Annotated in this window: 26 protein-coding genes, 1 pseudogene and 1 riboswitch; of the genes and pseudogenes, 17 read left to right on the top strand and 10 right to left on the bottom strand. The window is 65.0% G+C overall.

Translation table 11 applies throughout. The features are described from left to right. Window positions 1–20: 20 nt before the first annotated feature. Window positions 21–410, bottom strand: a complete 390-nt coding sequence (locus VE092_RS00845; protein ID WP_324872871.1) for a hypothetical protein — start codon at window positions 408–410, stop codon at window positions 21–23. Between VE092_RS00845 and VE092_RS00840 the strand changes: the two genes are divergently transcribed. Further along, entirely contained in the window at window positions 390–1,343 is a 954-nt protein-coding gene (locus VE092_RS00840) for a 2-hydroxyacid dehydrogenase (protein WP_324872869.1), read from the top strand. The two genes, VE092_RS00845 and VE092_RS00840, sit on opposite strands and share 21 nt — an antisense overlap. A 64-nt stretch (window positions 1,344–1,407) precedes the next feature. Next, entirely contained in the window at window positions 1,408–2,337 is a 930-nt protein-coding gene (locus VE092_RS00835; RefSeq protein ID WP_324872867.1) for a LysR family transcriptional regulator, read from the top strand. A gap of 2 nt (window positions 2,338–2,339) precedes the next feature. Here VE092_RS00835 and mntP read toward each other — a convergent pair whose 3' ends face one another. The 4 genes from mntP to VE092_RS00815 all read right to left on the bottom strand — a co-directional run bounded on the left by mntP (window position 2,340) and on the right by VE092_RS00815 (window position 6,161). Next, a complete protein-coding gene (gene mntP, locus VE092_RS00830; RefSeq protein ID WP_324872865.1) occupies window positions 2,340–2,912 on the bottom strand; it encodes a manganese efflux pump MntP in 573 nt (190 codons plus the stop codon). Window positions 2,913–2,923: 11 nt separating this feature from the next. Continuing rightward, window positions 2,924–3,097, bottom strand: a riboswitch (yybP-ykoY riboswitch). Between the two features lie 102 nt (window positions 3,098–3,199). After that, window positions 3,200–4,594 carry a hypothetical protein gene (locus VE092_RS00825; protein ID WP_324872863.1) on the bottom strand — a complete coding sequence of 465 codons (1,395 nt, stop codon included), beginning with the start codon at window positions 4,592–4,594 and terminating at the stop codon, window positions 3,200–3,202. Between the two features lie 320 nt (window positions 4,595–4,914). Beyond that, the gene (locus VE092_RS00820; RefSeq protein ID WP_324872861.1) at window positions 4,915–5,877 is read right to left on the bottom strand and encodes a cation diffusion facilitator family transporter; all 963 of its coding nucleotides are present in this window, start codon (window positions 5,875–5,877) and stop codon (window positions 4,915–4,917) included. 83 nt (window positions 5,878–5,960) lie between these two features. Further along, window positions 5,961–6,161, bottom strand: coding sequence for a hypothetical protein (locus VE092_RS00815; protein ID WP_324872859.1), 201 nt, complete (start codon window positions 6,159–6,161; stop codon window positions 5,961–5,963). Here VE092_RS00815 and VE092_RS00810 point away from each other — a divergent pair. Together VE092_RS00810 and VE092_RS00805 are read left to right on the top strand one after the other, a co-directional pair. Continuing rightward, entirely contained in the window at window positions 6,160–7,797 is a 1,638-nt protein-coding gene (locus tag VE092_RS00810; protein WP_324872858.1) for a FapA family protein, read from the top strand. The two genes, VE092_RS00815 and VE092_RS00810, sit on opposite strands and share 2 nt — an antisense overlap. 79 nt (window positions 7,798–7,876) lie before the next feature. Further along, on the top strand, window positions 7,877–8,275 hold the full coding sequence (locus VE092_RS00805) for a hypothetical protein (protein ID WP_324872856.1): 399 nt from the start codon (window positions 7,877–7,879) through the stop codon (window positions 8,273–8,275). A gap of 12 nt (window positions 8,276–8,287) precedes the next feature. On the opposite strand, the gene VE092_RS00800 is transcribed toward VE092_RS00805, so the two are convergent. Continuing rightward, window positions 8,288–9,136, bottom strand: coding sequence for a LysR family transcriptional regulator (locus VE092_RS00800; RefSeq protein WP_324872853.1), 849 nt, complete (start codon window positions 9,134–9,136; stop codon window positions 8,288–8,290). 112 nt (window positions 9,137–9,248) lie between these two features. On the opposite strand from VE092_RS00800, the gene VE092_RS00795 reads away from it, so the two are divergent. The 5 genes from VE092_RS00795 (at window position 9,249) to VE092_RS00775 (ending at window position 12,804) form a co-directional block, all read left to right on the top strand. Continuing rightward, on the top strand, window positions 9,249–10,277 hold the full coding sequence (locus VE092_RS00795) for a bile acid:sodium symporter family protein (RefSeq protein WP_324872851.1): 1,029 nt from the start codon (window positions 9,249–9,251) through the stop codon (window positions 10,275–10,277). A gap of 136 nt (window positions 10,278–10,413) precedes the next feature. After that, window positions 10,414–10,785 (top strand): VOC family protein, encoded by a 372-nt coding sequence (locus VE092_RS00790; protein WP_324872849.1) that lies wholly within the window; start codon window positions 10,414–10,416, stop codon window positions 10,783–10,785. Window positions 10,786–10,904: 119 nt separating this feature from the next. Then, window positions 10,905–11,603, top strand: coding sequence for a YafY family protein (locus VE092_RS00785; protein WP_324872847.1), 699 nt, complete (start codon window positions 10,905–10,907; stop codon window positions 11,601–11,603). 122 nt (window positions 11,604–11,725) lie between these two features. Next, on the top strand, window positions 11,726–12,172 hold the full coding sequence (locus tag VE092_RS00780) for a DUF2325 domain-containing protein (RefSeq protein ID WP_324872845.1): 447 nt from the start codon (window positions 11,726–11,728) through the stop codon (window positions 12,170–12,172). A gap of 128 nt (window positions 12,173–12,300) precedes the next feature. After that, window positions 12,301–12,804 carry a hypothetical protein gene (locus tag VE092_RS00775; RefSeq protein ID WP_324872843.1) on the top strand — a complete coding sequence of 168 codons (504 nt, stop codon included), beginning with the start codon at window positions 12,301–12,303 and terminating at the stop codon, window positions 12,802–12,804. Window positions 12,805–12,900: 96 nt separating this feature from the next. Here VE092_RS00775 and VE092_RS00770 read toward each other — a convergent pair whose 3' ends face one another. From VE092_RS00770 to VE092_RS00760, 3 genes are all read right to left on the bottom strand, one after another. After that, the gene (locus tag VE092_RS00770; RefSeq protein ID WP_324872841.1) at window positions 12,901–13,725 is read right to left on the bottom strand and encodes a diguanylate cyclase; all 825 of its coding nucleotides are present in this window, start codon (window positions 13,723–13,725) and stop codon (window positions 12,901–12,903) included. A gap of 217 nt (window positions 13,726–13,942) precedes the next feature. Continuing rightward, window positions 13,943–15,511 (bottom strand): methyltransferase regulatory domain-containing protein, encoded by a 1,569-nt coding sequence (locus tag VE092_RS00765; RefSeq protein WP_324872839.1) that lies wholly within the window; start codon window positions 15,509–15,511, stop codon window positions 13,943–13,945. A 47-nt stretch (window positions 15,512–15,558) separates the two neighbouring features. Beyond that, window positions 15,559–16,002: a nucleotide pyrophosphohydrolase gene (locus VE092_RS00760; RefSeq protein WP_324872837.1), complete on the bottom strand. Its 444-nt coding sequence runs from the start codon at window positions 16,000–16,002 to the stop codon at window positions 15,559–15,561. Window positions 16,003–16,157: 155 nt separating this feature from the next. On the opposite strand from VE092_RS00760, the gene VE092_RS00755 reads away from it, so the two are divergent. The 4 genes from VE092_RS00755 (at window position 16,158) to VE092_RS00740 (ending at window position 19,885) form a co-directional block, all read left to right on the top strand. After that, window positions 16,158–16,757: an attG domain containing protein gene (locus VE092_RS00755; protein ID WP_324872835.1), complete on the top strand. Its 600-nt coding sequence runs from the start codon at window positions 16,158–16,160 to the stop codon at window positions 16,755–16,757. A gap of 365 nt (window positions 16,758–17,122) precedes the next feature. Then, entirely contained in the window at window positions 17,123–18,766 is a 1,644-nt protein-coding gene (locus tag VE092_RS00750) for a methyl-accepting chemotaxis protein (RefSeq protein ID WP_324872833.1), read from the top strand. Window positions 18,767–18,945: 179 nt separating this feature from the next. Beyond that, window positions 18,946–19,155: a protamine P1 domain containing protein gene (locus VE092_RS00745; RefSeq protein ID WP_324872831.1), complete on the top strand. Its 210-nt coding sequence runs from the start codon at window positions 18,946–18,948 to the stop codon at window positions 19,153–19,155. 103 nt (window positions 19,156–19,258) lie between these two features. After that, the gene (locus VE092_RS00740) at window positions 19,259–19,885 is read left to right on the top strand and encodes a trimeric intracellular cation channel family protein (protein WP_324872829.1); all 627 of its coding nucleotides are present in this window, start codon (window positions 19,259–19,261) and stop codon (window positions 19,883–19,885) included. 572 nt (window positions 19,886–20,457) lie between these two features. Here VE092_RS00740 and VE092_RS00735 read toward each other — a convergent pair. Beyond that, the gene (locus VE092_RS00735) at window positions 20,458–20,667 is read right to left on the bottom strand and encodes a cold-shock protein (protein ID WP_006461922.1); all 210 of its coding nucleotides are present in this window, start codon (window positions 20,665–20,667) and stop codon (window positions 20,458–20,460) included. A 449-nt stretch (window positions 20,668–21,116) separates the two neighbouring features. On the opposite strand from VE092_RS00735, the gene VE092_RS00730 reads away from it, so the two are divergent. The 4 genes and pseudogenes from VE092_RS00730 to VE092_RS00715 form a co-directional block, all read left to right on the top strand. Next, window positions 21,117–24,038 carry an HD domain-containing phosphohydrolase gene (locus VE092_RS00730; protein WP_324872824.1) on the top strand — a complete coding sequence of 974 codons (2,922 nt, stop codon included), beginning with the start codon at window positions 21,117–21,119 and terminating at the stop codon, window positions 24,036–24,038. Window positions 24,039–24,158: 120 nt separating this feature from the next. Further along, the gene (locus VE092_RS00725) at window positions 24,159–24,815 is read left to right on the top strand and encodes an alanyl-tRNA editing protein (protein ID WP_324872822.1); all 657 of its coding nucleotides are present in this window, start codon (window positions 24,159–24,161) and stop codon (window positions 24,813–24,815) included. 26 nt (window positions 24,816–24,841) lie between these two features. Further along, window positions 24,842–25,237 (top strand): alternative ribosome rescue aminoacyl-tRNA hydrolase ArfB, encoded by a 396-nt coding sequence (arfB, locus tag VE092_RS00720; RefSeq protein ID WP_324872820.1) that lies wholly within the window; start codon window positions 24,842–24,844, stop codon window positions 25,235–25,237. A 145-nt stretch (window positions 25,238–25,382) separates the two neighbouring features. After that, a pseudogene (locus VE092_RS00715) lies at window positions 25,383–25,810 on the top strand (exopolyphosphatase); the annotation flags it as partial.

Genomic DNA, 25,810 nt, shown 5'->3' with positions numbered 1-25,810 from the left:
GGCGTGTCTCGTGGTTATCGTTATTGGCGGCGGGAAGATGACGGTGCCGCCTTCAGGGCGGCAGCGCCCTGCCCGTCCGGTGCGATCGCAGGTGCATGCTTGTCTCCATTGCGGGTGGCGGGCTTTGTTGTGCTTCCCGGCAAAGGGAGATATTGGCGCCCGACGTTCTCGGCGGCCGTCTCGGGATGGCCGACGCTGGGAATCATGGCCGTGCACTGCAATACCGTCCAATCTTTTCTGGCTATCAGGTGATGTGCAGATTGAATCGATGCTGATACCTGATCGCTCACCAATTCCTGAATCAATTGATAGCCTTTTCGGATTGGACGCGCTCCCCGAATGACCGCATCATCCGCCGGCATTGCCATCGAACGAGAAGGAGTCTCCCCATGAAACGCCACGTGCTGCAACTCAATCCCATCCTGGTCCCGGCCATCAACGACAAGCTGGAAAGCCTGTACCACATGCATCGCCTGTTCGAGCAGGAGGACAAGGAAGCCTATATCGCCCGTCACGCCGCGGTCATCGAAGGTGTGATCACGGGCGGTCACACCGGCATCAGCAATACGCTGATGGATCAGCTGCCGGCATTGAAGGTGGTGGCCGTCAATGGCGTAGGTACCGATGCCGTGGATCTGAACCATGCGCGCAGCAAAGGCTTGCCGGTGACCGGTACCTTCGGCGCGCTCACCGAAGACGTGGCCGACCTGGCGCTGGGCCTGATGCTGGCGGTGTGCCGCCAGATCTGTCCCGGCCATGCCTTCGTCCAGCGTGGCGACTGGGTGCGTCATCCCTCGCCGGCGGCGATCCCGCTGGCACGACGCCTGAGTGGCAAGCGCGTGGGCATCGTCGGCATGGGCAAGGTGGGGCGCGCCATCGCGAAGCGCGCCACTGCATTCGGCTGCCCGATTGCCTATACCGACCTGCGTGCCATGGACGACCTGCCGCACCGTTTCATTGCTGACCTGCTGCAACTGGCGCGCGAGAGCGATGTGCTGGTGCTGGCCGCCGCCGCCGACAAGGCGCAGGGCATCGTCAATGCCGCGGTGCTCGACGCACTGGGGCGCGAGGGCGTGCTCATCAACATCGCACGCGGCAAGCTGGTGGTGGAAGAGGATCTGGTCGATGCCCTGCAGCGCAGGGTCATCGCCGGGGCCGGTCTGGATGTATTCGTGGATGAACCCAACGTGCCGGCCGCCCTGCTGCAGATGGACCAGGTGGTGCTGCAGGCGCACCGCGCCAGCGCCACGGTGGAGTCGCGTACTGCCATGGGCGAAATGGTCCTGGCCAGCCTGGAACAGGGCCTGGCCGGCCTGCGCCCGGAAGGCAGCCTGACCACCTGAGGCCAGCCGGCCGCAACAGGGAGTGCGCCTATAATGCAGGCGCACTCTTCACAGGCGAATCCCCATGCTCGATCTGGCTCAAGTCCGTTGTTTCGTGGTCGCTGCGACCGAACTCAACTTCCGTCGCGCAGCGGCCCTGCTGAACATGACACAGCCACCGCTGTCGCGCCAGATCCATCTGCTGGAGCACAAGCTGGGCGTGCAATTGTTTGAACGGGTTGGCCGCACGGTGCGGCTGACTACCGAAGGGCGTGTGTTCCTGGCCGACGCCTCGCGCCTGCTGCAGCTCTCCGAACAGGCCGAGAGCACGGTGCGCCGCGCCAGCGAGGGCAAGACCGGGCGCGTGCGGGTGGGCTTCACCGGCGCCGCCGGCTATGAATTGATCCCGGAACTGCTGATGCAGGCGCGCCAGCAATTGCCGGAGATCGACGTGGTGCTGTTCGAACTGATCTCGGTGGCGCAGCTGGAGGCCTTCACCGCCAATACCATCGACATCGGTTTTCTGCGGCCCCTGTCGTCGCGCCAGCCGCTGGAGCTGGCCCTGGTGGACGACGAGCCGCTGGTACTGGCCATGCCCAAGGGCCATGCGCTGGCACGCCATGCGGAGGTGGCCACGGCGCAACTGGACGGCCAGCCCTTCATCATGCATTCACCCACGCATGGCAAGTATTTCTACGAACGTATCATGGCCATGCTCGGCGCGGCCGATGTCAAACCCGACTTCACCCAATACATCGACCAGAGCCACACCATCCTCTCGCTGGTCAGGGCCGGCCTGGGCGTAGGCATCCTGCCGGCCTCGGCCCAGCGCTTCCATTACGACCGGGTGGAGTTCCGCCCGCTGGCCGGCGAGGTGCCGCGAGCGGAAATGAGCATGGCCTGGCGCGCCGACCAGGACAATCCGGCGGTGACCGCGTTTCGCCTGATGGCCGCCGACTACTGTGCGGCCAGGGCCGCGAAGGCCGCCCCCGGCGCAGATGTCGCGCCGGACTGAATTCAACCGCCTGCGCGGCTAAGGTGTTCATACAGAATCGCCGCGCCGACACCGATCAGCACCACCCCACCGATGATCTCGGCGCGCTTGCCGATGAGGTGACCGAGCACGCGACCGACCATCACGCCGATGGTGACCATGGTGGTGGTGGCCAGGCCAATCAGTAAGGCCGCTTCCAGGATGTTGACGTCGATGAAGGCCAGGCCCACGCCTACGGCCATGGCATCGATGCTGGTGGCGACCGCGGTGAGGGCCAGCATCACCACCGATTGCTTTTGCGGGGCGGCGTCGGCTTCATCGTCCTCGCTCAGGCCTTCGCGGATCATGCGCGCGCCCAGCACCAGCAGCAGCGTGAAGGCGATCCAGTGATCCCATTCCGACACCCATTTGGTGGCGACCGAACCGGCGAACCAGCCGATCAGCGGGGTGATGGCCTCGATCACACCAAACAGAAGACCGATGCGCAGGGCTTGCAGGAAGCGCGGCTTCTGCATGGCGGCACCCTTGCCGATGGCTGCCGCAAAGGCGTCAGTAGACATCGCAAGTGCGAGGAGAAGAAGTGCGGGGAAATTCATGAAGGGGATTCCTTGGCCGGGCGAAGTCCATGGACGTGCCTGCGCGCCCAGCCTGGCCGCAGGATACGTCTATGGTCTCGCCTACCTGATTGGCTACCCGCGCCACGGCAAGATGTTGCCGAGAATGTTGACACGGGCTCTTCCGGATGACCCGGAAGCTGGCTACTCCCCAAAGAGAAGTCCGGATTCTAAACGAAGACGGTTGGGCTAGACAAGTTGTTGTGGCGGTCGCTGCAACAGAAAGAATGGCGGCACGCCTCGTCTCGCTCCGGGCCTCTATGCGCCGCTCATTCGGCGAGCAGCTGCGTGCCGTTGCGACGGACCTGGTCCGGATCGGCCTGCAGCAGACCCAGCGCACTGATGCCGTCGAGCAGCCGGCTGCGCCGGTAGGCCCCATCGGCGGCACGGGCCTCCTTGCCGTCCTGCAACTGGGCGGCAAAGTCGCGCACGATCTGGGCCTGCAAGGGGGTGTGGCTCTGGCTAACCAGCTGACCGAGTACGTACTTGCTGACACGACTGTCCTGGCTGGCTGATTGCTGCAGGCGGGCCTGCGTCATGTAACCGAGGCGGTAGCCGATCTCCAGCCGGCTGTCGGCCTGGTCGTCGATCTGGTGGTAGGTGTAGTTCTGCGATTGACGATCGGTCCCCAGCCGCAACGGCAGGTCGGCTTGCAGGGATTGGTGGTAGGACGCCTTGAGCCGGGCCTGCACCTGCTGCACGATGGATCGGTCAGCCTGGCGCGCACCGGACAGGCTGGTGTGCTGCGAGACCTGATAATCGAAACCATCCACCTCGTCGCGCCGCAGGGGATTGGGTGCCGCGCTGGCGCCGGTGATGGAGGCCGTGAAATCGGCCAGTCCCGACAACATACGACGATCGTTGAGATCGGCGACCAGCGCCGGTGCCGATAGATCGCCGGGACGCGTCGGCGTCGTGCTGCCGCCATGCAACTGGGCGAAGGCATCCTTGAACAAGTCGGCAAGGGCGGCATCGCCATGGCCGCGACGGGTGGCGGCATCGAACTGCTGCAGGTAACTGGCGATGGCACGCTGGCGTTGCTGCGCGCTGCCAGCGAGGGTCTCGCTGGTGGCATCGACGGCGACCTTCATGGTGCCGGCGGCACTGGTGGCAGTGACACTGCGCTGGCTGGCATCGGCATGCAGTTGCACCTGCAGAGCGTCCCCCAGCGTGGCGTTGAGGTCGATGGCGGCCAGATGCTGCTGGTCCAGGTGCATCAGGCCATCCAGGGCCAGCGTGGGCGGCTGGGCAGCCAGCCCCTTGAGCGCCTGCTCGAAGGCATCGCCCAGCGCGCTCATGGCAGCGCGATCGTCATCGTCCAGCGTACCCTGGGCCAGCTTGAAATCGACGGCGATGCCGTCGGCGTTGGCAGCGAGATGGAGCTCGATGCGCGCCCCCGATTGGGTGGTCAACGAAAGATCGACGCGCTGGCTGGCGAATCGATGCAGTTGATCACGCAGGACCGCCTGCACATCGCTGTTGCCCTGAGTCGCCGTGGTCGACAGCAACACCGACTGCGAGTAGCTGCCGCCCCCCAGGCTGGCCTGGTCCAGCAGGGCCTTGCCCAGACCGGTCCAGCGCTCGCTCATCTGGCCGGCGCCGATGTTGCGCGCCATCAGGGTCGAGAGCGTGTCGCCCTGACGGCTCTCCCATATCGGCGGCATGGATGCAGGCGCCTCACTCAACCGTCCGGACGCCGAATAGAGGGGGAGCACGGGCGCCGGGGGACGGGCGCTGGCGCCGGAAGTGGCAGTAGCGGTCGGGGCCGAGGTCGACGACGCCGTGCCGACGGTGGGCGAGTTGCTACTGGTGAATGCGGCGACCGCTGCAGGAGTGGTGGATGTGTAGACCGGCGACGGCGACACGGAGGTCAGTGGGCTCATGAGCGCAGAGGGGCTGGCGACGATACGCTAGCTAACGGCCCCCTGCTGCGATTCTTTAGATGAGCGTACGCGGCGTATCGGCACGCCACATCTAGCGTGGTCTAGCGGAGTCCGGCCTGGCCTGGCGCATCAAGGCTGCTAAGCGGTGAGGCCGCTTCTCCCGGGGTTTCGATCGGGTCCACGTGGGTCATCACATCCAGCACATGATGCGCATCCAGCACCCGGCGCCGGGCATCGGTGGCAATCGCGTGGCCTTGCGTGACGCTCAGCGCCCCGTTGATTTCCAGGTGCACGTCCACCAGCGTCATGTCGCCCATGCGCCGGGTGCGCAAGTCGTGCAGGCCGTGCACGCCCGGGGTGGCGAGGATGGTGGCGCGGATTGCCTCTGCCTCTTCGGTCGAGACGGCACGGTCCATCAGGTCGTGCAGGGCGCTCCAGAAGAAGCCCCAGCCGGTGCGCACCACCATCAGGCCGACCACGGCTGCGGCCACCGGATCGAGCAGGGTGAAACCGGCCAGGCTGCCGACGATGCCCAGCGCTACCACCAGCGAGGATGCGGCGTCCGAACGCGCATGCCAGGCATTGGCCACCAGCATGCTGGAGCGCACACGCTCGGCGATGCGCAGCATGTAGCGGAACAGCAGTTCCTTGGCCAGCAGGGCCACCAGCGCCACCCACAGGGCCGTAATGTGCACCGGCGGGGTGTGCCCGTAATGCTGGATCTTCTGCGCCGCCGAGACCAGCATGCCCAGGCCGACGGCCAGCAGCAAGGCCCCCAGCGCCAGGGAGGCGGCATTCTCGTAACGCTGGTGACCATACTGGTGATCGTCGTCGGCCTGCTTGCGGCTGTGGTGCCCGGCCAGCAGCACCACGAAATCCGAGACCAGATCCGACAGCGAATGGATGCCATCGGCGATCAGCGCCTGCGAACCGGTGAACACGCCGGCCGTGACCTGCAGCATCACCAGTACGATATTGACCACGATGCTGACCAGCGTGCTGACACGTCCGGCGCGGTGGCGGGCGTGGTCACCCTTGAAGTCTTCTATTTGGGTACTTAACATAAAACCAACGATAAGAGCCTAATCTAGAGCCAAAGTCGGCAAAACTTGTGCTATCAGTCAAATTACTGGATCATCTTGCCACATTACAATGTCAGCTGTATTGCGCCAGGGGGTGGCGTCACCGCTTTTTTGCGGTCCGGCGTACGCAGGAATGCGCAGATGAAGCGACGATGCCATGCGCCCCCCTTCGCATGAAAAGACACCACGGCGGACACCACGGCGTCCCAGGCGACCTGTGCACATCCGTGGCAGACCCGGTGCAGCCATTCATCGAGGAACAGCATGAACCAAGCAACTCCGCAACCGCTGTCGTTTGCGTTCGACAGGGCCAGCGGCGAACTGAGCGCAACATTTACCCCGACGGCGGGCTTTCCACCGCTGACCCTGGCCTTCCTGAAGCAGGCCATGACCGATCATGGCCTGACCAAGCTGTTCTTCCAGGACTCGGTGCTCAATGCCTTCGTACGCAAGGCAGAAGACGCCAAGGAGTCGGTCACCCAGGTCATCGCCGAGCGACGTGACGGCGAGTTTTCGCTGGAAGTGGCGGACGACCTGATGACGGCCTCGCTGACCCTGGTGCCGCCCTACGGCGGTCGCGCCAAGAGCGTGGAAGTGGTCAATGCGATCCGCGCCGCCGGCATCACCTATGGCATCCTGCACGAGCAGTTGCGCGGGGCACTGTCGGCCGGCTTCTGCAACAAGCTGGTGGTGGCCGAGGGCCTGATGCCCACACCCGCCGAGCCGGCCCGTTTCGAAAGCTTGCTGGAAGAAAAGGAAGAGGAACTGGCCGACATCGACGAAGATGCCGTGGTCTCCTACGCCGACATGGGTCATATCCTGCTGGTGAAGGTGGGCGATCCACTGATGCGCCGCATTCCTCCGGTGCCTGGCAAGGATGGCATCGACATCCGCGGCGGCAAGGTGCCGGCGCGACCGATCGCCGATGTGGGCTTCGCCAAGGAAAGCATCGGCGCCGAACCCAGCGAGGACGATCCCAATCTGCTGGTGGCGCTCGTGCCGGGCCAGCCGACGGTGATCAAGAACGGCGTGAAGGTCAATCCGGTGCTGGATGTGGAGAACGTCGACCTGTCCACCGGCAACCTGACGTTCGAGGGCACGGTGCGTGTCTCCGGTGACGTGCTGACCGGCATGAAGCTGCACGTGGGCGGCGACGTGGTGGTCAACGGCACGGTGGAGGCGGCCGAGATCGTCGCTGGCGGCAGCGTCACCGTCAAGGGCGGCGTGATCGGCCACAGCGAAGGCGTGACGGCCCAGGCCGGCACCACCGCCATCGCCTCGCGCATCAGTTCGCAGAAATCGGTGCAGGTGATGTTTGCCGAGAGCGCCCACATCGAGGCGGCCGAAGATATCCTGGTGCTGGGCAATGCGCGCCATTGCGAGCTGCTGGCCGGTAACGAAATCACGGTGGGCAAGGGTAATCCGCGCACCGGCCACATCATCGGCGGCCGCGTGGAAGCCACCAACATCATCCGCGCCAACGTGATCGGCGCCTCCACCACCACCCATACCCGCATCCAGGTGGGTCTGGACCCCTACCTCGAAGAAAAGATCGCTATCAAGGAACAGGAATACACCCGCAAGGTGGCTGAACTGGACCGTACCATCAAACAGCAGAGCTACTACAAGCTCAATCCCGAGAAGGCCACCCCTGAGCTGCTGCACGAGACCAGCGACAAGCGCAAGGCGCTGGCCTACGAGGTCAAGGTGCTGCTGGAAGAAGTGGGGCAGATGAAGGAAGACATGGTGGCCGCCGAAGATGCCCGCATCATCGTGGCCAAGGCGATATACGAAGGCACCGAGCTGCGCATCGGGCATGAAGTATGGCCGGTGCAGTCCGACCTCGGCGGTGGTACCGCGCAGCTGTTCGAGGGCGACATCCGCTACAACCCGAAAAAATGATGCCGCGGCATCGCGCCTGTGGATAAATCATTTATACCGTTACACTTGCATTTATCCACAGGCCCGACCTTTCTCTCCCATGCAAGATCTGCTTCCCCATGCCGCGCCCCCGCTGTTGCGCGAACTTGCCGAACGTAGCGCCGGCATTACCGAGGACTGCAATTGCCGCGCGGTCGACAGCAGCGGCTGGATCAGCCTGCCGCTGTCCCTGCCGGAGACCCAGCTGGTCGACGTTGCCACGCTGATCACCGATCCCTACGCCGAACCTACCTTTACCGAATATCACCCCGAGGGCACCCGCTACGATTCGCCGACGGCGCCCATCGCGCCGGCCTGGTATCCCTACAACCGCTGCAACATCGCCCGCTGCAGCCGATGCGCGCGCCACTACCTGCGCTACATGGAAGCTGGCGGCTACTTCGTGGACCGCCGCATCCGCGCCCTGGACCAGCCGGCGCTGGTGGTCGAGGCGGACTGAAGCGCCGGGCGCTCAGCCGCGGCTGAGGCGGCTCGACATCAGGATCTGGTACAGCGTATCGGCCGGCCGCGACAGGCGGCGTGCGGTCAGCGCCACATATTCCACATCGGGCAGGCGCGGTAGCGCCGCATGATTGATCGGCGTGACCAGGTCACGCGAGGCAAGGTGCTGCGGCAAGGCCGCCAGCCCCAGCCCGCCGCGCGCGGCGGCCATGCAGCCGGCGTGACTGCCGCTGGTGCAGACGATGCGCCAGTGATGACCGGACTTTCCCAGCGCCTGCAGGGTGGCGGCGCGGGTGATGCTGGGTTCCGGCAGCAATATCAGGGGTAGCGGCTCGGACAGGTCCACCAGGGTGTCGGGCCGGGTCAGCCACTGCATGGGCGTGGAAAACATGCTGTGGCCGCGCGATTCGCCGGCCCGACGCTTGCCCACCAGCAAATCCAGCTTGCCCTGGTCCAGCGAGGCATAGAGATCGCTGGTCAGGCCGATGGTGATCTCCAGTTCCACTTCGGGATGCTGGCTGCGGAACGCCGCCAGCATGTCCGGCAACGGCCCCATGGCGAGATCGTCGGAAGTACCGAAACGGACCCGACCGCGCAGGCGCGGGGCGCTGAACTGGGCTTCGGCACGGGCATGTGCCTGCAGGATCAGGCGCGCATGCACCAGCAGGCTCTCGCCGTCTGCCGTCAGCGCCAGGGAGTGGGTATCGCGCACGAACAGGCGCCGGCCCAGGCTTTCTTCCAGCCGGCGGATGTGATCGCTCACGGTCGACTGGGTCAGCCCGAGCTGGCGCCCGGCCTCGGTGAAGCTGGCCGAGGCGGCGGCGGTGGAAAAGGTCTGGAGCCAGAGCGGATTGAGCATGGGGCATTATCATCGGACTTTCCGATGACAGTCAACGTGATCAGAGGGGTTCCCGATGGCAGCGGGATTTCCTATCATGGCGACAAACCCTCCATCCCTTCGCGAGAATGCCATGAACCGCTTCCTCCCCGACCGCTTCACCCAGTTGCTCATCGGCACCGTGCTGCTGGCCACGCTGTTCCCGGCCACCGGGAGTTTCGAGCATTTCATGCACCTGGCCAGCAATGCAGCCATCTCGCTGCTGTTCTTCCTGCACGGGGCCAAGCTCTCGCGCGAGGCGGCGCTGTCAGGTCTGAAGCAGCCGCGCCTACACCTCCTGACGCTGGCGTCGACCTTCATCCTGTTCCCGCTGCTGGGCCTGGCGCTCAAGAGCGCGGTGCCGGACCTGCTGACACCGCAACTGTGGATGGGGGTGCTGTTCGTCTGCACGCTCTCGTCGACGGTGCAGTCCTCGATCGGCTTCACCTCCATCGCCCGTGGCAACGTGCCGGCAGCGATCTGCGGCGCCACGGCGTCCAACCTGCTGGGCATCGTGATCACCCCGCTGCTGGTAACGCTGCTGCTGCATCGTCATCACGAGGGCAACGGTTTCTCGCAGGTGCTGAGCATCCTGCTGCAACTGCTGCTGCCCTTCGTGCTGGGCAACCTGATGCGGCGCTGGATCGGTGAGTGGATCAACCGGCACAAGGTGATCGTCAACGTGGTCGATCGCGGCGGCATCCTGCTGTCGGTCTATGCCGCCTTCAGCGTGGCGGTGGCACAGGGCGTGTGGCACCTGTTCCCGCCGGGCCAGCTGGCCTTGCTGGTGCTGGTCAATGCGGTGCTGCTGGGCGCGGTCCTGTTGATCACCACCTTCGGCGCACGCGCCCTGAAGATGCCGCGCGGCGACGAGATCGTGCTGGTCTTCTGCGGATCCAAGAAGTCGCTGGCCTCCGGCATCCCCATCGCCTCGGTGCTGTTTGCCGGCAGCGGTGCAGCGGTGGTGCTGTTGCCCATCATGCTGTTCCACCAGATGCAGCTGATGCTGTGTGCCGTGCTGGCGCGGCGCTATGCGGCGCAGTTGGAAGGCGTGGAGGCTGCCGAGACTGCCGAGACTGCGGCAGCTGGCAAGGCCGGCGCACCGCTGGCGACCTCCCGCTGAAGCAACTCGATTCTTCTCATTTCTTCTTCCCTGGCGAGGGCTACTGACAGAACGGTGTCAGTAGCCCTCGCGCATGATGCGTCGCATGCCACACGGCATGACAAATCCCTCATCAACGACGCAAAGGAAGAAGAACATGCAAACCCAAGTCAACTGGTTCGAGATCGCCACCAAGGATCTGCAGCGCGCCACCCGTTTCTACGAAGCCGTGTTCGCCACGCAACTGCGCCAGGAGCAGATCAGCGATAGCGGTCCGATGGCCATCTTCGTAAGTGACGACGGCGACTCGGTCGGCTGCCTGACCGGTCCGGGGTGGCTGGAGCCGTCCCGCCAGGGGACCCTGATCTACCTCGATGCCGGCCCTTCGATCCAGGCCGTGCTCGACCGCGTGAGCGCCGCCGGCGGTGAGATCAGCATGGGACGTACCCAGTTGCCCAATGACATCGGCTACATCGCCCAATTCATCGATACCGAGGGCAACCGTATGGCGCTGCATGCCATGAACTGACGCCGGGCGACCGCCCCGCTGCCCCTCATGCGCGCATCTTGCATAGCAGCATCGATGTCTGTGGCGAGCCCGCTGCGTGCGTGCCAGAATGGCGCGCATCCCATTTCCGCCTGCCCTCCATGCGCCGAGCCGACCGTCTGTTCCAGATCACCCAGTACCTGCGTGGCCGCCGCCTCACCACGGCGCGCCAGCTGGCGCAATGGCTGGCGGTCTCGGAACGCACGGTCTATCGCGACATCCGCGATCTGTCGCTGTCGGGCGTGCCGGTCGATGGCGAGGCCGGCGTCGGTTATCGCATCAAGCCGGGCTATGACCTGCCGCCGCTGATGTTCAATGCCGATGAAATCGATGCCCTGGTGATCGGCATGCGCATGGTGCAAGCCTGGGGTGGCCCGCAGTTGGGCGCCTCGGCCGCGTCCGCGCTGGCCAAGGTGGTGCTGGCACTGCCCAAGGAAAAACGCGACTTCGTCGAAGCCACACCGCTGTTTGCACCGACCGCACCAGATGCCGATGGCCAGGGCGAGCGGCTGGAGGCGATCCGCCAGGCCATCGGCAGCCGGCACAAGCTGCTGCTGCACTATAGCGACGCCCAGCAGCGCGCCAGCCAGCGTGTGGTGTGGCCGCTGGCGCTGGCCTTCTTCGGCGGCACCTGGCTGCTGGCGGCATGGTGCGAACGGCGCGAGGACTTCCGCTCCTTCCGCCTGGACCGGGTTCAGCAGATGACCGAACAGGGCCACTACCCGGACCGCAACGGCCGGCGCCTGCCCGACTTCGTACGTGCCATGCAGCGCCAGGCGCGCAGCCAGCCAGGCGAGTGAGCCGGGCGCTTCGCGCCGCCCCGATCAACGCAAAGCGCATATGCAGCTGCGGATTGATTCGTTCGCATTGCTGGACCTGCCGGTTAGGCTGATACCGTCATCCACTACCGACGAGTCCGCCCATGCGTGCCGCCCCCTCCTTCGCCGCTGCCGTCCGCTCCGCCGGCCCTGTGCATCCTGCCGGCACCGCCGTATCCCTGAGCGACCGCTGTGTGCTCTGCGTGGGAGGCCTGACCGGTGCCCGCAATCATTACCGGGCCGAGATCGAACTGCGCGATGGTCGCTTCCTGCATCACGACGGCGGCCGCGAAGACAACCTGCATCGGCTCACGCCCATGCTGGCGGCGGCCGACATCGTCATCTGCGCCTCCGGCAATATCAGTCATAACGCGTATCACCTGGTCAAGAGCACCTGCAAGAAGCTGGGCAAACCCTGCGTCCTGGTCAAGGGCACCGGGATCGCGTCCTTCCTCGACGGACTAGGCCACCTGGCCAGCGAAGACGGGCTTCCTGGCGGCCCATCGGCGCGCGGCGACCGGATCCTGCGACGCAAGCCTCAGGGGAGGTGAGCGCGGAAAAATGCGGCAATGCAGCGCCGATTGGAAAAATCGGCAAAAGCCCCCTACAATCGACTCCCTGGCCTGCACTGTCTGACCGAACAGACAACACGCCAACACCGCAATTTCCGGGAGTCCGTTTGAAGATCGCATCTCGCCTGACCACCCGCCTTCTGGCGCTGGCGCTGGCCGGCGCCGCGGCCAGCGCGCCGCCGGCGCAGGCTGCGCCGCAACCCAGCTTCGGCATCGAGGTCGGCAACGCCCTGCTGTGCCTGAACCAGCTCAACAGCAAGTATTTCTACGATTACCTGGTGGCCGCCTTCGGGCCGCCGTACAAGACCGAGGGCGGCGCCTACTGGTTCAAGGCCACCAATGTCTCGCTGTGGGGCATGCAGGCCACCGATTTCCTGGTCAACGACAGCAGCAGCCAGGCCGACTTCATCGGCGCCTACTTCAACACCACGCCGGTCAAGCTGACCGATGCCATCAAGGCGGCACTGGGCATCCGCTTCACCGCCGAGGACGAATCGGCCTATCCGGTGCGGCAGTCGCAGGCCGGCAGCAAGATCGTCTACAACGACACCAATGCCAAGATGTATTGCGCCAAGTCCAAGTTCCTGGTGCCGGGACCGGAACAACCCTGACGCCCGGATCTCCCGCTGCGGGACCCGCCCATGAAAAATGCCGCGCGCTGCTCATTGCAACGCGCGGCATTGATTTTACCGAAGGTGGCGTGCGCCCTAGGCCTTGCGCAGGTCTTCGGTAGTACGGATGCAGTCGCGGCCGGAAGCCTTGGCCAGCGCCAGGGCCTGCTCGGATTCGCGCAGGACGGTCTCCGGTTCGTCGACCTGACGCTGCGGCGTCACCGAGGCAATGCCGATGCTGATGGTCACGCGTCCGGTCGGGCTGGCGCTGTGGGCGATGTCGAGTTGCTCGATCGACTTGCGGATGCGCTCGGCGACGATGAGCGCACCGTCCAGCCTGGAACCGGGCAGCAGGACCGCGATTTCCTGGGTACCGAAGCGCGACAGCAGGTCTTCCGGTCGCACGTTGGTATCGCGGATGGCGCTGCCCACGCGGCGCAGCACCTTGTCGCCGGCCATGCGCCCGTACGCGGCGTTGTATTCGTCGAACAGGTCGATGTCGATCATGATCACCGCCAGCGAAAGATTGGTGCGGGCGGCACGGTTGAATTCTTCCAGCAGGCCGCGCTCGAACTGGCGCCGGTTGGCCAGGCCGGTGAGGGCGTCCTCCAGACCGACACGGGCCAGGGTCTTTTCCATTTCTTCCAGATGCACGCGCGCGTCGTCGCGCTGTTCCACCAGCTGCGCACGCTCGCTCTGCAGGTTCTGCAGCGTGTCCTCCAGCTTGCCCAGCGGTTGCAGCAGCTGACGCAGCAGCAGCCAGGACAGCAGCGCCGACAGCAGCACCAGCACCACGGCCGCGCCGGCCAGGCCCTGGGTGCTGCCGCCCCAGGCCATGGCGGTCAGGACGGCGGCAGTGACGAACGCGGCGCCGGTGGCGGCCAGGGTCAGGCGTGTTTGAAGTGTTCGGGACAGGGACATAGGCAGAAAACCGACTTTCCTTAAAAGAATTCCGGCGCCGGGGCTGCAAGCGCGGCAGTGACGGCCGGCAATGCGGCCACGCGAAATGCTACAGGCTCGGGCGCTGCGACGCAACGCACAGATGTCGCAAGGGCTTCCGTTTCAGCGGAGCGTCAGGAAGACGTGCACACGGCGTGAGGATGGGTGAGGAAGACGGATCGCGCGCCACCGCCCATCCTCATGCCACCTGCAGGGCCTGCAGCAGCGGCAAGCGGGTACGGGCGAACAGGCGCGCCTGGGTCGCCAGCTCGGCCAGGTTTTCCTGCTCGCCTTCCAGCCTTACGCCATCCCTCACCAGGCGCTTGCCCTGGGCCGCCACATGGCGCCAGACCTGGGCCGGCCAGGCATCCACGTCGTCGCCGCAATGCTGGCGCGCCAGCAGGAACAGCTGCTCGACCCGGTCCACCCGCACGCCCCCCCCGGTCAGCGGACTGACCAGGTGGCTGATGTCGCCCTCGTCGCTGGCACCCGGCGCCAGGGCGGCGCGCTGCACCAGCCAGGCGTTCAGATCGCCGGTACGGCGCGCGATCTGGGCCTGGGTGGGGGCATCGAGTTCAGCCGGCAGCGGTGCCGCATGGCCGGTGCCGATCAGCATCAGGGCCGAGTCGATCACCTGTGCCAGGTTCAGGTTGCGATGCGCCAGCGTGGCCGCCAGGTCAACCAGGGTGTGGGGCTGGTAATCCGACAGGGCTTGCAGGATGGGCTCGTAGATCAGGCGGTTGAGGGTAATCTCGGAGGCGACGTTCTGGATGGTCAGCGGTATCTTGTCCGGCTCGGTCAGCAGGACCACGCTCTGCAGCGCCAGCGCCTGGACCCGCTGGCGCTCATCGAGCGCTTCCCCGCCGCGCACCCAGTAGTCGCGGCGGAAGGTCTGGTTGACCATGAAGTCGCGCACGCTCTGGTACAGCACCGGATCCTCGATCCCGGCCAGGCACTGGCGCTGGGACGGGGTCAGGTTGGCCATGTCGAGATGGTCGATGTAATGCGCCGGGCAGGCGAACTGCAGGCCGGCGCGCGCCAGGCAGCGATGGATGTCGGCGAAGGCTTCGGCATGCCAGTCGCGGTTGAAATACTCGTGTGCCAGGTAGCTGCGCGGCTGTTGCTGCAGGATCTTGAGGCGATCTCGCATGAAGGGGTTGGCCTGGGCGTAGACCGGATCGGTCTCGAACATCTGCGCGGCGAAGGCCAGCGCGGCATCGATGCGGGCCGCCGTCGGCAGGCCCTGCTCGTCATTGCCCACCTGCTGGGTGTGCTGCACCAGCAGGTCGCGCAGCGGCATGAATGCCGACCAGCCGGGCTGGGTGTTGTAGCTCAGGTAGAGCACGCCACCGGGCTTGAGCTTGCGGTCGATGAAGTCGAAGATGATCTCGCGGTTGTCCTGCGAGACCCAGCTCCAGATGCCGTGCAGGGCGATGAAGTCGAAATCGGGCAGGTCATCGCGCCGGCAGAAATGCGAAAAGCTGGAATCCTCCAGCTGCGCACCGCTGCCGCTGGCGGCGGCCAGTTCGCGCGCAAAGGCGGCCTGCAGCGGATTGAAATCATTGCCCCACCAGCGGGTGGTGGAGGCGGCGGCATGGAAGTTGGTTGACAGGCCCTGGCCGAAGCCCAGTTCGCAGGCGGTCTGGATCGTCGGTGCGCGCAAGCCGTGGAAGGCGAAGGCCAGCGGTAGCCGCGCCGGGTTCATGCCCGGGTAATAGCCGTAGGTGTAGGCGATGTCGACGACGTAACCGTCATTCCAGTTGTTCAAGGCGGACTCCGTGCGGCAGGAAGGGGGAGGCGGGCAAAACGGGCCGATCAGCGCGGCTGCCCGGGCAGCGCCGGCGCATCAGGCGGTACCGCCAGGGCGTCGTATTTGCGGGCATGGCCGCGGGCCAGCTCGACCGGGTACTTGCGGCGGTTCAGCTCCATCTTTTCCAGCACGGCGCTGCGCAGGTCGATGCCGGTGTGGTCGGCCAGCTGGATCAGGTAGACCAGCACGTCGGCCATCTCGTGCCGCACGCCCTCGCGCGCAGCCTCGTCCAGTTCGTGCATGGCGCCGGTGGGAAGCCACTGGAAATGCTCCATCAGCTCGGCCACCTCCACCGACAGCGCCATGACCAGGTTCTTGGGCGTGTGGAAACGCAGCCAGTCGCGCTCGTCGCAAAAGCGGCGGATGATGTCGCGCAGTTCGTGCAGGTCGGAAGCCGGGGTGGCAGTGGTGGTCGTGGGCGCCGGGGATGGGGCGGAGTGGGAAGTCATGGCGTCTTGTCCGGGAGTTGCGCTGATGCGCTCTGGCCTGTGATCAGTCCGACACTTTATCACCAACCCACACGGGGGCAGGCAGGACGATTGATCTGGGACAGGTTGCATGTCGCCGGAATGATGCACAATGTACTAAAACAAGTGACATTTCAATGACCATGCTGCCCATCCCACGCTCCCCGCTGCGTCTCCTGTCCTGCGTCATGCTGACGCTGGCCCTGCTGGGTGCGGGCTGCGACCGCCACGTCGACCAGGAACTGGCCGCGCATGAAGCCGCCCAGACCACGCTGGGCGTCACTCCCAAGGAATTCGCGACGCGCTTCAACCAGCGCTTGCCGGAAGTGCTCAAGGACATGGCGGTGGAAGAGCCCGAGCATATGGCCCGACTCTACATGCTGGACGCGGCGCGCCTGCATCCCGGCCAGTACGACTACGTGCTCGACACCCGGGTTGGACCGGCCCAGACCACCATCATCGGCACGCTCAACAAGAAGGGCGAGCTGCGCAACGTGGGCGTGATGCTGACCAACAAGAGCCAGGGTGCACGTGACGAATTCCTCATCTGCGCCTCCAGTGCCGCCCGCAGCTTCATCGGCTCCGGCCAGGACAAGCTGCTGCCCCTGATCACCCGCCTGACCAGCGTCGCCCTGGACAATCCCGGACAGCGCATGACCGAGGTCGTGGCCGATCAATTGCTGTCGGTCGAACTGGTGCCGCAAGGCGTGCTGTTCCAGGTGCAGCCGCGCCAGTAAGGCCGGCCGCGCACGATGGAGGACGCCGGGGAAAGCCCACCTGCCCGGCAGGAGCGTGCGCCGGTTTGAGGTTTCGATGGGAAATGCCTGCCTTTTCGCCGGATCAAAAAAGCGGGCCTGCGTTTAGATTCAGAACTTCGTGGTGTCCGCGGTTCCCCGATCAAGCCGGGACAGGCTGACGGGAAGCCTCCATTGCGGAACCGCCATGGATCGCCTTCACCGACTCGGAATTCCACGCCAGGCCTGGGAGGGCCTGTCTTGAAAAACGGCTGCGGCGCTTGGGGAAGAATCGCTGCAGCTTCCTATAACAGCGGCAGGACCGGGGCCTGGGCAGGGTCAGGCGGTCCAGGGCAACGGGGGCCAGCATGCGCACGAATCTACCTATTACCACCACCGAACGGTTGCTGGAGGATGGCAAGTCCATCGTCTCCAAGACCGACCTGCAGGGCAACATCCTCTACGTCAATCCTTACTTCGTGGAAATCAGCGGCTTCGACGAGAGCGAGCTGATCGGCGCGCCACAGAATATCGTGCGCCATCCGGAAATGCCGCGTGAAGCGTTCGCCGACATGTGGGCCACGCTCAAGGCCGGGTTGCCCTGGAACGGTCTGGTCAAGAATCGCTGCAAGAACGGCGACTACTACTGGGTGCAGGCCAATGTGACGCCGGTGCGCGAAAACGGCCGCGCCGTGGGCTACATGTCGGTGCGCACCCGCCCCTCGCGGGAACAGGTGCAGGCCGCCGATGCCGCCTATCGTCGCTTCTCCGCTGGTCAGGCGCGTGGCGTGCGGATCCGTCGCGGTGCCGTGGTGCGCACCGGGCTGATGGGCTGGCTGCAGGGATTGCGCGAGCTGTCGGTAGCGCGGCGGCTGGGATGGACCATGGGTGTGCTGACGCTGATGTTCCTGCTGGGCGGCATCGTCGCCGGTGCCGCCGTCCGAGGTGCCGGCGGCAGTCCGTATGCGGTATGGCTGGGCACGGCCGCCGGCGTGCTGCTGCTGCTGGCCTCGTGGGCGCTGCTGCACGCCAGTATCGTGGCGCCGTTGCAGCGTGCCATCAAGACCGTGCATGGCCTGGCCGGGGGCGACCTCGACCTGCGTATCGATACCGATGCCAGGGGCGACATGGGGCTGCTGCTGCAGGCATTGCAGCAACTCAACGTCAATCTGCGCGCCATCATCGGCGACGTGCGACGCAATGTGGAATCGATGACCCTCTCCACCGGCGAGATCGCCAGCGGCAACATGGATCTCTCCGGCCGCACCGAATCGCAGGCCTCGGCGCTGGAGGAGACCGCCTCCAGCGTCGAGCAGTTCGCCGCCACCGTGCGCCAGAATGCCGACTCCGCCGCCAATGCCGACCGTCAGGCGCAGTCGGCCTCGGCCATTGCCCAGCGTGGCAGCCAGTCGGTGCAGCGCATGGGCAAGACCATGGACGAGATCGATTCGGCCTCGCACAAGATCGTGGACATCATCGGCCTGATCGACGGCATTTCCTTCCAGACCAATATCCTGGCGCTCAATGCCGCCGTCGAGGCCGCCCGTGCCGGCGAGCAGGGACGCGGCTTCGCGGTGGTCGCGGCCGAGGTCCGCACGCTGGCGCAGCGTTCGGCCGCCGCCGCCAAGGACATCAAGGGGCTGATCGACGACTCGCGCGCGAAGGTGGAAAGCGGCAACCAGCTGGTGCGGGAAACCGCGCAGGCCATGGGCGACCTCGGTGGCGCAGTGGAAAACATGGCGGTCACCATGGCCGAGATCACCGTGGCGAGCAATGAGCAGAGTGGCGGCATCGAGCAACTGAACCAGGCCGTCAACGCCATCGACGAAACCACACAGCAGAACGCGGCGCTGGTGGAACAGGCGGCGGCCGCCGCCGAAAACCTGCGCGACCAGGCCGTCAAGCTCAGCCAGGCGGTGTCGGTATTCAAGATCAGCTACGACCTTGCCTCTGCGACGGGGACAGCGCGCTCGCCGCGCGCGCAGGATCCCGCGTTGATGCTGGCGCAGTGAGATCGCACCCGCCGGGCTTTACACAGCATTGCATATCTTTACGCGCGCGGCGGGGTCTGCTCCCTTTGCAGGGATGCTGCGCTTGCTTATGATGAATTCCCGCCTGGCTGCGCCGCGTGCGCGATGCGCTGCGACGTGACGCGCCCGGCTCCTCCGATCTCACAACCAGGGAGTTCCACATGAGCGTATCTTCTGTTTCCTCCGGCAACGGCGGCTTCTACAACACCGTCATCCAACCGATCAAGAAGGTCGCAGCCGAGGTCGGCGACGAGATCGAAGGTGCCTACGACAGCACCGCCGATGCCGTTTCCTCGGCCGTGCACACGGTGGCCGACAGCGTCAGTTCGGGGATCAAGGCGATCGGCAACATCATCGACACCTCGGCCTGAGGCACCGCTGCCGCAGCATGCGCCGGCGCCAGACAGCCGCCGGCCGGGCAGCCATGCAATAATCCGGGCAATCCGACTTCACCGGCTTGCCCGCCCTCCTGCCATGCTGCTGCATACCATCTACCTGATCGCCATCTGCGCCGAAGCCATTTCCGGCGCGCTCATGGGTATCCGCAAGGATATGGACATCTTCGGCATCTGCCTCATCGGCACGGTAGCCGCGCTCGGTGGCGGCACCGTGCGCGATATCCTGATCGGTCACTATCCGCTGGGGTGGGTGGCGCATCCGGAATACCTGGCCTTCACCGTCTGCGCAGCGATTGTGGCGGCGGTAGCGGCGCGCGCGCTGCATCACTTCAAGTCGGCCTTCCTGGTGGTCGATGCGCTGGGACTGGTGGCCTTCACGATCATCGGTTGCGACATCGCCCGCAGCTTCGGCAACTTCCATCCGGCCATCGTGGTGATGCTGGGGATGGTCACCGGCGTCTTCGGTGGCCTGTTGCGCGACGTGCTGTGCAACGAAATCCCGCTGGTGTTGCGGCGGGAGATCTACGCCAGCGTATCGCTGCTGACCGGCGCCCTGTATGTGCTGATCCTGCACCTGCAGATCGACAGCCGCATCGCCACCCTGAGTTCGCTGCTGCTGGGCTTTTCGGTACGCCTGCTGGCCATCCGCTTCCATTGGGAACTGCCGCGCATGGACAAGGAGCGGGTGCGCGGTTTCGATTGAACTTGCGCTGCCGTAAACGCAAAAAGCCCGCCTGGGATCAGGCGGGCCGTTCATTGATTAACGCTGGATTCCCCCCGACCCGGGCTATCTGCCAGGTGCCGCGGATCTGACCGGCCCGGCCTATCTGGCCGGTGCGGTCGTGCTCCAGGTGTTCGTCTTGTCTGTCCTGGCGCCGCCATCTCGGGCGACCCAGTCACTTCATCTACGAGCGCTTAATTAACTATTTGCTCCACGGGACCGGCCCGTGATCGACCGACGGTGTGCTGTGCCAGCTGCATGCCCGCGCTATCTGCACGGCCGCATGCGGCGAGCGGCTGCGACCATCGGCCGCGCCTGCGCATCGTGGGCGCAACATCGTGTTGCGTCCCTGATGCTGGCAGGGCTGGCATCGCCCTCTTCCGGACCAGGACCGACCCGGGCTATCTGCCTGGTGCCGATCCGAGGAAGCCCTCATCCGGGGCGAGGGTGATGCCTTCGTGCTGCCTGCCTGGCCATCGGAACGTATGGAATACCTTGGCGTTCAGGCGCGGGCAGCGAGGATGTTCGGGTTCGCTTGCGCGAAGATCGAGGTCTTAGATGACCTTGATGTTGGTGGCCTTTTCACCCTTGGGGCCGACGCCACGGTCGAAGGACACGCGCTGGTTTTCCGACAGGCTGCGGAAGCCATTGGACTGGATGTCCTGGAAGTGCGCGAAGACGTCGGCGCCGCCGGCATCAGGAGTGATGAAGCCGAAGCCCTTGGCATCGTTGAACCATTTGACTACGCCGGTTTGAGTGCTCATGTTGATTCCTTTGGAAAAGTTTGGGACGAATGAAGGCGACATGCCTGAAAGGCACTTGAAACCAAGAACTGAAACCGAAGGAAAGAAAACAGAACGACCGAGGAGGGAACGACAGTCAGGCGGAATTGGAACCAACAAGAATACAACTTGATGCAAGTACAGGACGTATTGTACACCACATCCGAAGAATAGCTCCAACTTGTTGACATCTGTGTGGTTTTTATGTCCTCCCCCGCCTGGAAAAGCCTGCTCCTGGGCGCCTGCCGCTTGCCTGGCACGCTGCCTAGAAATCTCGGTCAGCGGGAAGAAAAACCGCTTAACTGCTTTTTGCCGCCCCCACGTAATTCCGGTATATTCGACCGCATGGCCGTGTCCCGTTTGCGCCGGTATGTGGCGCTGCAAACGGCATCGCGGGTTTCGCTGCATGTCACCCGGTTCCTGTGTGCTCAATGCCTGTTCCCGAACGCCCTTTGTCCGACACGGCCGCTGACGAGGCCACCCTGCCCGGCCTGCCGGTGCGCTTCGGCATCTCCGCGCTGGTGATGGCCGGCATGATCCTGCTGGCGGTGGTGCTGGTCTCCCTGGGCTGGTGGGGGGCGCGCCAGGTGCTGCTGGACATGGCCGAACGCTCGGCCGAGGATTCCGGCCGCATCATGACCGAACGCTCGCGTCGCATCATCGATCCGGCGGTTGCCACGCTGCGCCAGCTGGCCTTCGATCCGATCACCCAGGCCACCCATCTGGATGAGCGCCTCACGCGCATCGCCGCCTTCTCCATCGACATGGTCGCCAATCCGCTGGTCTCGGCGGTGTACGTCGGCTATCCGAATGGCGACTTCCTGCTGGTGCGCGCATTACGCGGCGCCGAGCAGCGCGCCTTCTTCAGCGCGCCGGCGGCAGCGGCGTTCCTGGTTCAGACGATCACCCACAATGCGGCCGGTCAGCAGCAGGGCCAATACCGCTTCTACAGCGCCGAACTGAAACTGCTGGCCCTGCAAGACCAGCCGGGCTACCTCTTCGATCCCCGCACCCGCCCTTGGTATGCGCGCGCCGACCGCTCGCTGGCGCCCTCGATCTCGGCACCCTACGTCTTCTTCACCACCCGGCAGATCGGCATCAGCCTGTCGCAGCGCGCGCGCAACAGCGATGCCGTCGTGGCCATCGACATGACGCTCGACGACCTGGCCGCCAGCCTGGGCAACCTGCGCCTGACCACGCACAGCGAACTGGCGCTGGTGGATGAAGAGCAAAAGGTGATCGCCTACAGCGACATGGGCCGGGTGCTTGAACAGGACGGCGACAACTTCCGCTTCCGCAGTCTGGCCGAGCTGGATGTGCCGAGCCTGTCGCAACTCTCGTTGCGGGCCAGGGCCGGCGAGCAGCGCGCCGTCTACGACGTCAACGGCAGGGAATGGCTGGGCCTGTCGCTGCCGTTCAACGTCATCGACGGCCATACCCTGCACCTGCTCATCGCCGCACCCGGTGACGAACTGCTGGGCGAACTGGACCGCAACCGCAAGACCATGGTCCTGGTGGCCTTGCTGCTGGTGATCGCCTTCCTGCCGCTAGGTTGGTGGGCCGGCCGCGCCATCGGCCGCAGCATGGAACGGCTGGCGCAACAGGCCGGGCGCATGTCGCGCTTCGACTTCCGCACCCAGGACAGGAAGCGCAGCACCCTGCGCGAAATCAACATGCTCACCGAGATGGTGGACCACGTCAGCCTGACGGTGGAAGCCTTCCTCGACATCAGCGCCATTCTCAGTACCGAGATCCACGTCGAGGAAATGCTGCAGCAGGTACTGGAAAAGTTCGTGCAGGCCACCCGCTGCGACGGCGGCGCGGTCTATCTGTGGCAGCGTGAGGAGCGCCAGATGCAACGTGCCGCGGCCTATGGCCAGCAGTGCGGACTGGCCGATACCATGGCCTACGACGAGCACGGCCCGGCCGCTGGCATGGCCCGCGAGACCGACGACGACCGGCTGCGCGTGGAACTGGACCTGCGCGGCCGCAATGGCTCCCTGGAAGGACTGCTGGTGCTCATGCATGCGCATGACAGCGCCCATGAGGACCCGCGCTTCCTGGCCTTCGCGCGGCGGCTGTCGGGCATGCTGGCCGTGGCCATCGAGACGCGCCAGCTGATCGCCTCGCAAAAGGCCCTGCTGGAATCCCTGATCCGCCTGATGGCCGACGCCATCGACGCCAAGAGTCCCTATACCGGCGGCCACTGCGAGCGCGTGCCGCACCTGGCCATCATGCTGGTGGAAAGCCTGGCGCAGGAACGCGAAGGTCGCTACGCCGACTTCCGCCTGAACGAGGACGAACGCTACGCCTTCCAGCTGGCCGCCCTGCTGCACGACTGCGGCAAGGTCACCAGCCCCGAGCACATCGTCGACAAGGCCACCAAGCTGGAAGTGATCCACAATCGCATCCATGAAGTGCGCATGCGCTTCGAGGTATTGTGGCGCGACGCCGAGCTGGAACTGCTGCACGCCTGGCTGCCGACCCTGCCGCCGGCGCAGGCCGAAGCGCTGCGCGCCCGGCTGGATGAACACCGCAATCGACTGCGCGACGACTTCGCCTTCGTCGCACAATGCAATGTCGGCAGCGAAGCCATGTCGGAACAGGCCATCGCCCGGCTGCAGCAGATCGCCGCCCAGACCTGGCAACGCCATTTCGACGACAGCCTGGGCCTGGCCGATGAGGAAGCCCGGCGCCTGGCGGCCGCCCGTGCCGACCAGCCGGCGCAAACCCTGCCGAGTACCGAGCAGCTGCTGGCCGACCGTCCGGAACATCGGGTGGTCTGGGACGACGAACATCGTCCGGCGGTCGAACCCGGCGACCCGCGCAACACGCTGGGTTTCAACATGAAGCTGCCGCGCTACCGGCAGAACATGGGAGAACTGCACAACCTGACCGTGCGGCGTGGCACGCTGACCGAGGAAGACCGCTTCGCCATCAACAATCACATCGTGCAGACGCTGGTGATGCTCAAGAGCCTGCCCTGGCCCGAGTCGCTCAAGAGCGTGCCCGACACGGCGGCCAACCATCACGAGAAAATGGATGGCAGCGGCTATCCGCGCGGACTGCGGGCGGGCAGCCTGCCACTGCAGGATCGGGTCATGGCCCTAGCCGACGTATTCGAGGCATTGACCGCGGCGGACCGTCCCTACAAGCCGGCCAAGACACTCTCCGAATCCCTGCGCATCATGGCCATGATGTGCCGCGACCGCCACCTCGATACCGAGCTGTTCCGCTACTTCCTGCACAGCCGGCTATGGCAGACCTATGCGGACGAACTGCTGCGGCCGGCGCAGCGCGACGAGGTCGATATCGCAAGTATCGAAGCGCTGCTGCAGCAGGCGCCGGCCTGAACGGCCTTGCCTGCCCGGGTGAGCCTGCGATTTTCGTCTGTAATTTGGGCCTGCAGTTCCGGCGTAGAATCTCCTGCTGCCGCATGCGGCGATCCCTTGTTTTCCTTATTTCCGTAATCCATGACACACAAGATCTTCTGGTCGGCCCCCTACCAGACCAAACTCGATACCGTGATCACCGCGGTCGATGGTGATCAGGTCCAGGTGGCCGAGACCATCTTCTTCGCCTTTTCCGGCGGCCAGGAAAGCGACACCGGCAAGCTCGCCGGCCATCCCGTCCTGCGCGCGGACAAGCGCGACCTGGACATCGTCTACACGCTGCCCACCGGACATGGCCTGCAGCTGGGCGATGCAGTGACGATGCAGATCGACTGGGAGCGCCGCTACCGCCTGATGCGACTGCACTTTGCCGCCGAGATGGTGTTGCAGCTGGTGTACCAATTGCGTCCCGGCATCGAACGCATCGGTGCGCATATCGCGCCGGACAAGGCGCGCGTGGATTTCGCCAGCGAGACCAGCCTGGCGCCGCTGTTTGCCGAAATCGAAGCGGCAACGCGGGATCTGGTCGCCGCTGGCCATCCGATCCGCACCGCCTTCAGCGACGAACAGGCCGGGCGCCGCTATTGGGAAGTCGAAGGATTCGCGCGCATGGCTTGCGGCGGTACGCACCCGCGCACCACCGCCGAAGTGGGCGTGATCCGGCTCAAGCGCAAGAATACGGGGAAAGGCAAGGAGCGTATCGAGATCGTGCTCGACACCAGTCCCCATCCCGCCTGAGTTCCAGCAGAGGCCCTGTTATCGCCATGCATTTGATCCCGGAAGAAGAGGTGGAATTGACGGCCATCCGCGCGCAAGGTGCGGGCGGACAGAACGTCAACAAGGTATCGAGTGCGATCCACCTGCGCTTCGACATCCACGCCTCTTCCTTGCCGGAGGAGGTCAAGCAGCGGCTGCTGGCCGCGTCAGATCAGCGCATCAGCAAGGATGGGATCGTCATCATCAAGGCGCAGACGCACCGCAGCCAGGAAAAGAACAAGGCGGAAGCCTTGCAACGCCTACAGGACTTATTGGCATTGGCATCTACGGTAGCGGTGCCACGCCGACCGACCCGCCCTACCCGCAGCTCACAGCGCAAACGACTGCAGAGCAAGACCCAACGCAGCGCGATCAAGTCGATGCGGGGAAAGGTGCGCGACTGAGGTCCGCACCAGCCGGCGGAATCGGAGACGGCGACCTGCAAGAATTCACTCCCGCGTCCAGACGAACGCGGTAACATTGCTCGTCGCATCGCCATGCCCGCGCCAGGGCGATGCAGCCTGACTTTCATCAACGGAGGGGGAAATCATGTCGGAAGCAAGAAAATATCGTCTGGTCACACGTAGCGATTTCGATGGTCTGGTCTGTGCAGTCTTGTTGAAGCATCTGGACATGATCGACGAGATCCTGTTCGTCCACCCCAAGGACATGCAGGATGGCAAGATCGCCATCAGCGACAACGACATCACCACCAACCTGCCCTTCGTTGCGGGCGTGCATCTGGCCTTCGATCACCATCTGTCCGAAACCATCCGCAACACCGGTGAACGCAAGAACCACGTGATCCATCCGGAGGCGCCGTCGGCTGCGCGCGTGGTGTATGACTACTACGGTGGCGACAAGACTTTCCCGGCGGCATGGGCCGACATGATGGCCGCCGTCGACAAGGGCGACTCCGCCCGCTTCAACGAGGAGGAAGTGCTCAATCCGCAAGGCTGGGACCTGCTGAACTTCCT

Origin of the sequence: Herbaspirillum sp. (assembly GCF_035644555.1) — a bacterium.
Classification (GTDB): domain Bacteria; phylum Pseudomonadota; class Gammaproteobacteria; order Burkholderiales; family Burkholderiaceae_D; genus Herbaspirillum.
This window is presented reverse-complemented; position numbering and strand designations above follow the sequence as displayed.

Bases quoted from the DNA above. Each gene is read 5' to 3' on its own strand.
- VE092_RS00760 (WP_324872837.1), bottom strand. From the start codon at position 16,002: ATGACTTCCCACTCCGCCCCATCCCCGGCGCCCACGACCACCACTGCC.
- VE092_RS00780 (WP_324872845.1), top strand. From the start codon at position 11,726: ATGCGTGCCGCCCCCTCCTTCGCCGCTGCCGTCCGCTCCGCCGGCCCT.
- VE092_RS00825 (WP_324872863.1), bottom strand. From the start codon at position 4,594: ATGCCGCCGATATGGGAGAGCCGTCAGGGCGACACGCTCTCGACCCTG.
- VE092_RS00755 (WP_324872835.1), top strand. From the start codon at position 16,158: ATGACCATGCTGCCCATCCCACGCTCCCCGCTGCGTCTCCTGTCCTGC.
- VE092_RS00835 (WP_324872867.1), top strand. From the start codon at position 1,408: ATGCTCGATCTGGCTCAAGTCCGTTGTTTCGTGGTCGCTGCGACCGAA.
- VE092_RS00740 (WP_324872829.1), top strand. From the start codon at position 19,259: ATGCTGCTGCATACCATCTACCTGATCGCCATCTGCGCCGAAGCCATT.
- VE092_RS00815 (WP_324872859.1), bottom strand. From the start codon at position 6,161: ATGCTGTTCCTCGATGAATGGCTGCACCGGGTCTGCCACGGATGTGCA.
- VE092_RS00725 (WP_324872822.1), top strand. From the start codon at position 24,159: ATGACACACAAGATCTTCTGGTCGGCCCCCTACCAGACCAAACTCGAT.
- VE092_RS00790 (WP_324872849.1), top strand. From the start codon at position 10,414: ATGCAAACCCAAGTCAACTGGTTCGAGATCGCCACCAAGGATCTGCAG.
- VE092_RS00770 (WP_324872841.1), bottom strand. From the start codon at position 13,725: ATGTCCCTGTCCCGAACACTTCAAACACGCCTGACCCTGGCCGCCACC.
- VE092_RS00810 (WP_324872858.1), top strand. From the start codon at position 6,160: ATGAACCAAGCAACTCCGCAACCGCTGTCGTTTGCGTTCGACAGGGCC.
- VE092_RS00840 (WP_324872869.1), top strand. From the start codon at position 390: ATGAAACGCCACGTGCTGCAACTCAATCCCATCCTGGTCCCGGCCATC.
- mntP (WP_324872865.1), bottom strand. From the start codon at position 2,912: ATGAATTTCCCCGCACTTCTTCTCCTCGCACTTGCGATGTCTACTGAC.
- VE092_RS00800 (WP_324872853.1), bottom strand. From the start codon at position 9,136: ATGCTCAATCCGCTCTGGCTCCAGACCTTTTCCACCGCCGCCGCCTCG.
- VE092_RS00745 (WP_324872831.1), top strand. From the start codon at position 18,946: ATGAGCGTATCTTCTGTTTCCTCCGGCAACGGCGGCTTCTACAACACC.
- VE092_RS00785 (WP_324872847.1), top strand. From the start codon at position 10,905: ATGCGCCGAGCCGACCGTCTGTTCCAGATCACCCAGTACCTGCGTGGC.
- VE092_RS00730 (WP_324872824.1), top strand. From the start codon at position 21,117: ATGCCTGTTCCCGAACGCCCTTTGTCCGACACGGCCGCTGACGAGGCC.
- arfB (WP_324872820.1), top strand. From the start codon at position 24,842: ATGCATTTGATCCCGGAAGAAGAGGTGGAATTGACGGCCATCCGCGCG.
- VE092_RS00795 (WP_324872851.1), top strand. From the start codon at position 9,249: ATGAACCGCTTCCTCCCCGACCGCTTCACCCAGTTGCTCATCGGCACC.
- VE092_RS00820 (WP_324872861.1), bottom strand. From the start codon at position 5,877: ATGTTAAGTACCCAAATAGAAGACTTCAAGGGTGACCACGCCCGCCAC.
- VE092_RS00750 (WP_324872833.1), top strand. From the start codon at position 17,123: ATGCGCACGAATCTACCTATTACCACCACCGAACGGTTGCTGGAGGAT.
- VE092_RS00735 (WP_006461922.1), bottom strand. From the start codon at position 20,667: ATGAGCACTCAAACCGGCGTAGTCAAATGGTTCAACGATGCCAAGGGC.
- VE092_RS00805 (WP_324872856.1), top strand. From the start codon at position 7,877: ATGCAAGATCTGCTTCCCCATGCCGCGCCCCCGCTGTTGCGCGAACTT.